Origin of the sequence: Mesorhizobium sp. M0909 (genome assembly GCF_040319515.1) — a bacterium.
Classification (GTDB): domain Bacteria; phylum Pseudomonadota; class Alphaproteobacteria; order Rhizobiales; family Rhizobiaceae; genus Mesorhizobium.
In genome coordinates, this window is sequence record NZ_JAMYOA010000048.1 from 1 (window position 1) to 7,906 (window position 7,906).

6 protein-coding genes and 4 pseudogenes are annotated in these 7,906 nt (G+C 62.1%); 8 read left to right on the forward strand and 2 right to left on the reverse strand.

What is annotated here, in order from left to right; translation table 11 throughout:
• The 4 genes and pseudogenes from NKH83_RS31245 to NKH83_RS31805 all read left to right on the forward strand — a co-directional run.
• Positions 1–238 (forward strand): annotated as a pseudogene (locus NKH83_RS31245) (hypothetical protein); the annotation flags it as partial.
• Between the two features lie 259 nt (positions 239–497).
• A complete protein-coding gene (locus tag NKH83_RS31250) occupies positions 498–1,553 on the forward strand; it encodes a sugar phosphate isomerase/epimerase family protein (RefSeq protein WP_352808986.1) in 1,056 nt (351 codons plus the stop codon).
• 106 nt (positions 1,554–1,659) lie between these two features.
• A pseudogene (locus tag NKH83_RS31255) lies at positions 1,660–2,789 on the forward strand (IS481 family transposase).
• 183 nt (positions 2,790–2,972) lie between these two features.
• Entirely contained in the window at positions 2,973–3,191 is a 219-nt protein-coding gene (locus NKH83_RS31805; protein ID WP_502895662.1) for a hypothetical protein, read from the forward strand.
• Between the two features lie 3 nt (positions 3,192–3,194).
• Here the strand turns inward: NKH83_RS31805 and NKH83_RS31265 are convergent, their stop codons facing one another.
• Entirely contained in the window at positions 3,195–3,815 is a 621-nt protein-coding gene (locus tag NKH83_RS31265) for an ISAs1 family transposase (RefSeq protein ID WP_352808995.1), read from the reverse strand.
• A complete protein-coding gene (locus NKH83_RS31270) occupies positions 3,712–4,053 on the reverse strand; it encodes a transposase family protein (protein WP_352808989.1) in 342 nt (113 codons plus the stop codon). Before NKH83_RS31270 ends, NKH83_RS31265 begins: the two co-directional genes overlap by 104 nt.
• A gap of 107 nt (positions 4,054–4,160) precedes the next feature.
• Between NKH83_RS31270 and NKH83_RS31275 the strand changes: the two are divergent.
• The 4 genes and pseudogenes from NKH83_RS31275 to NKH83_RS31290 all read left to right on the forward strand — a co-directional run.
• Positions 4,161–5,103, forward strand: a pseudogene (locus NKH83_RS31275) (Gfo/Idh/MocA family protein); the annotation flags it as partial.
• Position 5,104: 1 nt separating this feature from the next.
• A pseudogene (locus tag NKH83_RS31280) lies at positions 5,105–5,408 on the forward strand (xylose isomerase); the annotation flags it as partial.
• A 503-nt stretch (positions 5,409–5,911) separates the two neighbouring features.
• Complete coding sequence (locus tag NKH83_RS31285; RefSeq protein WP_352808991.1) at positions 5,912–6,754, forward strand: sugar phosphate isomerase/epimerase family protein; 843 nt, start codon at positions 5,912–5,914, stop codon at positions 6,752–6,754.
• 258 nt (positions 6,755–7,012) lie between these two features.
• Positions 7,013–7,906, forward strand: an 894-nt coding sequence (locus NKH83_RS31290; protein WP_352808993.1) for a DUF6807 domain-containing protein, incomplete at its 3' end; no start/stop codon positions are given.

The window sequence follows — 7,906 nt, forward strand, 5'->3', positions numbered from 1 at the left end:
GCCCTCGGACGCGCCATTCCGCTTCTATCCCAACGTGCTGCCAACGCCGCATATAGCTGGAGCCCCGTTCTATCAGCATGAGCGCTGCTTCTACGATGCTTGCGTGGACTGCCTTGCCGCGATCGAGGGGCAGCCGCGCCGCTTCGAAGCAATGCGGCGTGATGAGAGCATGTATAGGGGGCTAGACGGCAGCACGCCGAAGCCGCGGAAGGCAGCTGCGTCCGTGTCGTTGGTATGAATAGAGCAGCCGACGGATGTCAGCGGCTTAGCAGTCGACATCGGTCGGCCCCCAAGTGCAGCGTGAGTGTGAACAATGCACTCCAGCCGGGGCGTGCCGGGGCATGGTTCGTGCCAGCTAGCGCATTGTTTTCGCGCGCCACCTGCTCGCCATCCGCAATGCCAGAATGGCGCCGCGCTCGGCGCCTGTGTCGAATGACCAAACAGGCTGGCCCGATCGACGCTATGCTTGGTCGTGAAAAGAGAGAGGGAGGATGCCGATGCCGTCGACGATGAAGGGTCCCGGTCTGTTTCTGGCGCAGTTCGCAGGCGATGCCGCGCCGTTCAATTCACTTCCCTCGATTACCAAATGGGCCGCTAGCCTCGGCTACAAGGGCGTGCAGATCCCGACCTGGGACAGCCGGCTGTTCGACCTCGAGAAAGCGGCGTCTTCCCAGGCCTATTGCGACGAGGTGAAGGGCATCTGCAGCGATGCCGGCGTCGAGATCACCGAGCTGTCGACGCATTTGCAGGGGCAACTGGTGGCGGTGCATCCGGCCTATGACGCGCAGTTCGACGGCTTCGCGCCGGCTGCGGTGCACAACAATCCAAAAGCCAGGCAGCAATGGGCGGTCGAACAGATGAAGTTCGGCGCCAAGGCGTCGAAGAATCTCGGGCTCAAGGCGTCGGTGTCGTTTTGCGGCGCGTTGGCCTTCCCATACCTCTACCCATGGCCGCAGCGGCCGGCGGGACTGATCGAGGAAGCATTTGCCGAGCTGGGCAAACGCTGGAAGCCGATCCTCGACGTTTATGACGAGAACGGCGTCGATGTCGGCTACGAAATCCATCCGGGCGAGGACGTGTTCGACGGCGCGACATTCGAGATGTTCCTCGATGCGGTGGGCGGCCACAAGCGCTGCAACATCAATTACGACCCGTCGCATTTCCTGCTGCAGCAGCTCGACTACCTCGAATTCATCGACATCTATCACGAGCGGATCAAGGCGTTCCACGCCAAGGACGCCGAGTTCAATCCGACCGGCCGGCAAGGCGTCTATTCCGGTTATCAGAGCTGGACGAACCGCGCCGGGCGTTTCCGCTCGCTCGGCAATGGCCAGGTGGACTTCGGCGGCATCTTCTCCAAGCTCGCCCAGTATGACTACGATTCATGGGCGGTGCTGGAATGGGAATGCTGCCTCAAGCACCCGGAGGATGGTGCTGCCGAAGGCGCTCCCTTCATCCAGCACCACATCATCAGGGTGACGGAAAAAGCATTCGACGATTTCGCCGGCGGCGCGACCGATAAAAAGGTGCTGCGCGCCATGATGGGAATCTAGCGCTTTTTCCCTCCCCCTCGGATCCCCTGTTTGGACCGGAGACATCGCGAACAGATGTGCGAGGACATCGCGAACAGTTTTGCGCTTTTGCGCGAGGGGGTTCGGGATGCCATTCGAGGACAGAAGCGTGATGAAGCAGAAGCTGGAGTTTGTGAGGCTGGCGTCGGCGAAAGGAGCGAATGTAAGCGTGCTGTGCCAGCGCTTCGGTATCGGCCGGACCTGTGGCCACAAGCTGCTTTCGCGCTATCGGATCGAGGGGGAGGCTGGGCTGGTCGAACAGTCGCGGCGGCCACGATCGAGCCCGGCGCGCAGCGCGCCGGAGGTGGAAGCGGCGGCCCTTGCGGTGCGTATGGCGCATCCGGCTTGGGGTGGACGCAAGATCGCGCGTGTGCTTGCCCGCGAGGGTATCGGCACGCCGGCGGCCTCGACGGTAACCGGCATCCTGCGTCGCAACGGCATTGAGTTGGGAACGTCGGGCGGTGGAGCGCAGCCCTTCATCCGCTTCGAGCATGCCGCCCCCAACGATCTGTGGCAGATGGACTTCAAGGGTCACGTCGCCTTGCGTTGCGGCCGCCTGCATCCGCTCACCGTGCTTGATGACCATTCGCGCTTCTCGGTCGCGCTGTCGGCCTGCGCCGACCAGACCACCGCAACCGTAAAAGCCCGGCTGGTCGCCGCCTTCCGCCGCTATGGCTTGCCGTGGCGCATCGCCACCGATAATGGCCCGCCTGGGGCGATGGCGGCCGCAACGACTTCACGCTGCTCACCGTCTGGCTAATCGAAACCGGCATCGCCGTCAGCCACTCCAGGCCTTGCCATCCCCAGACCCTCGGCAAGGACGAGCGCTTCCATCGCTCGCTCAAGGCCGAGGCGCTGCAGGGACCGCCCTTCGCCGATCTCGCCAAGGCCCAGGACGCATTCGACCAGTGGCGCCATGTCTACAACGCCCAGCGTCCCCACGATGCGCTGGACGGCGGCGTGCCGCTCGATCGCTACTGGGCATCGCTGCGCCCTTATCGCGAAACGGTCGAGCCGTTCGAATACGCCAAGGGCGATCTCATCCGCCGCGTACAGCAGCATGGCTTCGTCTCCATTCTTGGCCGCACCATGCGTTTGTGCAGGGCCTTCACAGGAAAATCCGTCGCCTTCAGGCCCACCGCCACAGACGGTGTCTTCGACGCCTGGTTCAGACATCAGAAAATAGAAACCATCGACCTCAATGTCCTGGCGCGATAGCATGCAAAACTGTTCGCGATGTCCTCGCACATCTGTTCGCGATGTCCCCAGTCCAAACAATCCCCCTCGGGGGAGGGGTGGCCAGAAGGGCCGGGCGGGGTCGGTTGATGCCGAGCTCCACGCCCGGCGACCCCACCCCGACGCTACGCGTCGGCCCTCTCCGCGAGGGCAGGGCTATCCCATATGAGTGATGGCATTGATGAGATAGTCGTCGTTCCAGGCGCATTTCTTGATGCGATGGCTGATGGGAACTTTGGCAGCATCGGCGGCCTGAAGGATGTTTCTGGCGAGGCGATTGAGAAGGGCCGTGTTGGCGGGGCATTGTCCTTGCGGGCACGGCTGAGATCCTCATCGAGATGGACATCGAGCATCCAATGCAGGCCGTTCTCGATCTGCCAATGAGCTCTAGTGAGGTCGAGCGCCCGCTGCGGCCATGAGCGTGGAGGCCATGAACAGGCGCATCAACGGCTTGGCCTGATCGCGTCGGCTGGTGATGCGGATGAAGGCCAGGTGGCCGGGCATCAGCGGCTCGGCCGCCGCCACGATCTCGGCCTGCCGCCACTCGTTGCGGCCGTGGCTGGTCTCGGTCCGCTCGGCAATGGAAGGGGTGGCGTCGGCCAGTTGCAGGTTGGCACGGCGCAGCCAATGACGACGGTTGCCCTTCAGCGCAAGCAGGTAATCGCCACCTTTTTGGGTGATGGCCGCAGCCATGCGGGTGTGGCAGTGGAGCGCGTCGGCGGTAACCAATCTGCCCGTAAGATCAATGAGTTCGACGACGTTGAGCGCGGCCTCGACTTCGTTCTCACCATCGCTCGGCGGGACTGCCGCCAGGCACAGCCGGGTCTCGGCGGCGAAGGCCGACACCGTCAACGGCGGACTGGCTGCCAAGCCCTTCTCGTAGGCTCGCCGCAAAGCCTTGCCGTCAAGCGACACCACCTCGGGCGTCTCTCGGCTGGCTCGGGCGAAAGCTGCGGCAAAGGCAGGAAAGGCGCGACGGAAGGCCTCCGGGTCGAGCAGGCGCAGCAGCCGCGAGAAGGGTGTCGTGGCTGGGAGCTGCGTCATAGTCGATCAGCCGCGACAGCGCCTGCTTGCGCTCCTGCGCGAACAAGGCAAATTCCGTCGCATTGCTGGCACCGCACAGGCTTGCCGCGATCATCATCACGATCAGGTCGCCAAGCCGGTGCGTGGCGTTGGGCGCGCGTGGATCAGGCACCGCGCCAAAGTAGCTCTCAAGGCAGGAAATGGCAGTCGCTCCTTCGCTCAACTGCCTCTCCAAAGAATCCTTTCTCAGCCTAAACTCAACCCCAAAATCGCCATATGCGATTCCCCTGCCCGCGAGGGGGAGGGTAAGCAACAACGAGGGAGAAAATCATGGTCGGCGCATCGAAATCGGAAACGGGAGGAGGCCCGATCCGCTACGGCATGGTCGGCGGCGGGCAAGGCGCCTTCATCGGTGCCGTGCACCGGATCGCGGGGCGCATGGACAATGAGTTCGTGCTGGTGGCAGGTGCCCTGTCGGCCGACCCGGCGCGTGCCAAGGCGTCGGCCGAGGAGCTCGGGCTCGATCCGGCGCGCAGCTACAGCTCCTTCGCCGAGATGGCCAAGGCCGAGTCCAAGCGGCCGGACGGCATCGAGGCGGTGCCATCGTCACGCCCAACAATGTCCATGTGCCGGCGGCGAAGGCGTTTCTCGAAGCCGGCATCCACGTCATTTGCGACACGCCGCTGGCAACGACGCTGGCGGAAGCAAACAAACTCGCCGCGCTGGTCGAAAGGACCGGCAAGGTGTTCGTGCTCACCCACAATTACACCGCCTATCCGATGATCCGTCAGGCACGCGAGATGGTAGCCAAGGGGATGCTTGGCGACATCCGCATCGTGCAGTCGGAATATCCGCAGGACTGGCTGACCGAGGACCTCGCCGCCACCGGCCAGAAGCAGGCGGCCTGGCGCTCCGACCCCAAGCAGGCGGGTGCCGGCGGTGCGCTGGGCGACATCGGCACGCATGCCTACAATCTCGCTCGCTTCGTCTGCGGGCTGGAGCTCGATTACATTCCGCTGATCTCGACGCCTCCGTGCCGGGGCGGCAACTCGACGACAATGTCAACGTGATGGTGCGCTTCAAACCGGTCGGCAAGTCGCATCCGGCCAAGGGCATGATCTGGGCGAGCCAGGTGGCGGCCGGCCACGAGAACGGGCTCAAGCTGCGCATCTACGGCTCGAAGGGCGGACTTGAATGGGTGCAGGCCGACCCGAACTACCTCTGGCACACGCCGTTCGGCCAGCCGAAGCAGTTGATCACCCGGGCCGGCGCCTAATTTCGACGCCAAGCTGCGTCGCCAGTCGCTCGACCCGCAGGATCTTCTGCTCGCGCTATCGGCGGCATGGATTGTTGCCCGCGCGGCCTGACGGCGGCGGCGAAAATGATCGAGGACAAGCCGCTTTCAGCCCCGCTGGAGGATCGCTACGCCGGCTGGGATTCGGCGGAAGCGAGGGCAATGCTCTCCGGCAAGCGTACGCTGGAAGGATTTCTGAGCGTGTCGTGAAGGAAAAAATCGAGCCGCGGCTGCGTTCGGGCAGGCAGGAAGTTCTGGAGAACATCGTCAACCGTTGCGTGTGAGGCGGGTTCTGCCTTTGGCGTTGGCGGAGAGAAAGAGTGTATCTCTTCGCCGCTCAAACGCCAGAATCGATGACGGGAGAAGGCTAACGAAAGACTCATTGCGATCGCTCACCACGAGCGATGCGCTGGTGTGTTCGCGAGTGCCCTTCATTCCCCGGGTGTTGCGACGGCCTCCCCCATAGCGGACCCGATGGCGCTGGTCTGGCCGCGGGACGGGCGAACTGCGCGCGCTCTCGCCCTGCGTTTCCTAGACGCTTGGGCGCGACCCTCTCGAACTCTTAGCGGATTTTTCCAACATCCGTCTTTCTCGAATTGACATCAGACGACTGAAGAGAGATAAAGGATGGAACACTATTCCAGATGAGACATCTATTCCAAACGTGGCACCAAGCCGAGACTCTTCTCTTTGGGACCGGTCCCGCGTTTCGTGGCCTCGATTTCGTTTGAGGCCCTTTCCTCAGCGTTGCTGCGGTCTCCACCCAGCATAAACTTGGAGAAAAGACATGAAAGTCGGCTGCTTCGCCCTCGTTGATCCCTTCTCGCCGCTTGAGCACCAACTCGAGCGTATCTCTGCCCTCGGTTTCAAATATGCCGATGTCACCGATAACCATCCTGGTGGATTGCTTGGGCGTGAATTTGGCTTCAGTGCAACCGTCAGTCTCGATGACAATCCACGCGACCTCAATGACATGTTCGCCCGCCATGGTCTGACGGTCACTAGCGTGTGCGCTCACGCCAATCTGCTGGACGCTTCGGCACCGTCTCGATACGGCAACGCAGAGGTTTCCAAGGCCGTGCGCCTCGCGGCGGGGATGAAGGTCCGCGATGTAATCACCACAGAAGGTGAGCCGAAGACAGATTGGGGGCACGGTCTGACGAGCGACGAGCAAGTTTTCGTCATCGCCGAGAAGCTCTACGAGCCGGTTCGTCTTGCTGAGGCCATGGGAGTGAAGCTGCTTCTAGAGCCCCACGGTCCTGTAACTGGTACGATTGAAGGCTTAGGCGCGGTGCTCGACCGTCTAGGGCACCCGGATACGGTTGGCGTTAATCTCGATACAGGCAACTCTTGGCTCGCGGGCACCGACCCAGTCGAAATGGCAAAAGTATTCCGGAACCGTATCTGGCACGTGCACTGGAAGGACATGCCCAGCGACTGGTCCGATAAGCGCGGCACAGTCTTCGGTTGCGGCATGGCAATCATTCCGCTGGGAGCAGGAGTTGTCGACATCAAAGGGGTCTACGACGTGGTCAAGAACAGCCCGGCCGAACACTCGACACTCGAGATTGCCGGCGACGACAATGTCCTCCGCAGCTACGAATTTCTCAAGGAGTTGGGCGCCAGCTAAAGATAGTGGAGTTCCATATCAGTTGGAGTTCGACAGAAATTTCCGGAAAGTCTTGGGTAGAACGTGAAACGACGCGCCCGGACATCTCGGGTTTGAGCCGAGTGGTCCCGTTGCGCGCGAACCGAGCCCACAAGAAGCTGGACGACCCAGTCCCGACGACCCACGTTCTCGCTGAGAAATCAGTGGAGCAGTCCGCAGACCACCGATGCTTTCGATCCTCCAGTTGTAGCAAGTCAACCCCACCAAACCCGAGCGACCATGTCACGAAATTACCATTGGGACTATCATCCCGGCCACAAGATCAGCCTGCGCTTCTTTGATGAGCCCCTCGCCACCTACAGCTTTGCCAACGTAGATGGTGCAAAACCGTTCGTTCATCCGCTGAGCACTGTCCGCGGCGTGCCGCTCACCGTCTCCCAGCCGTCTGATCACGTCTGGCACCGCGGGGTATGGTTCTCCTGGAAATACATCAACGGCGTCAATTATTGGGAGGAGGAGCCCGTATCGACAGACGGTGAAATCCGCCTCCTCAGCGAGGGGCGCACGCGGGTGGCTGGGGACGAAGTTGCCAGATTGAATCCAGACCAGGCGGAGGTGACGACATCGATCGACTATATTTCTCCGACCGGATCTAGTGTCATCCACGAGCGCCGCCTTGTTCGCATCTGTGTGCCTAAGGACAATCATTACACGATCGACTGGGAACTGGATTTCACGGTCGGCACGGAAGCCGTCATTCTCAGCGCGACGCCCATAACGGACGAGACTCCCTGGGGCGGCTATTCAGGTCTGGGGTGGCGGGCAGCTCGCTCGCTCCGCGAGTTCCGGATGCTCAATAGCGAAGGCGCGACTGGCGAGACCACCAACGGGGCCAAGGCGCGCTGGATCGACCTCAGTGGCGTAGCGGATGGTGACCAGAATATCGTAGCCGGCCTCGCCATCCTCGATCATCCCTCCAATCCGCGGCACCCTTCCCCGGTCTACGTCTTCTCCGACACCGCGAAATTTGGCTACATTAATCCCAGCTTTGTGCGAGACGAGCAGCTGGAGCTGGCGCCCAACGCTAGGCTCAACCTCAAATATCGCATCGTCGTACATGATGGCTGGCCCGACCCGGACAGCATCGAGCGCGAGTTTCTTGCCTTTGCCGCG

Coding starts and splice junctions, on each gene's coding strand:
- NKH83_RS31250 (WP_352808986.1), top strand. CDS start 498: ATGCCGTCGACGATGAAGGGTCCCGGTCTGTTTCTGGCGCAGTTCGCA.
- NKH83_RS31285 (WP_352808991.1), top strand. CDS start 5,912: ATGAAAGTCGGCTGCTTCGCCCTCGTTGATCCCTTCTCGCCGCTTGAG.
- NKH83_RS31805 (WP_502895662.1), top strand. CDS start 2,973: ATGAGTGATGGCATTGATGAGATAGTCGTCGTTCCAGGCGCATTTCTT.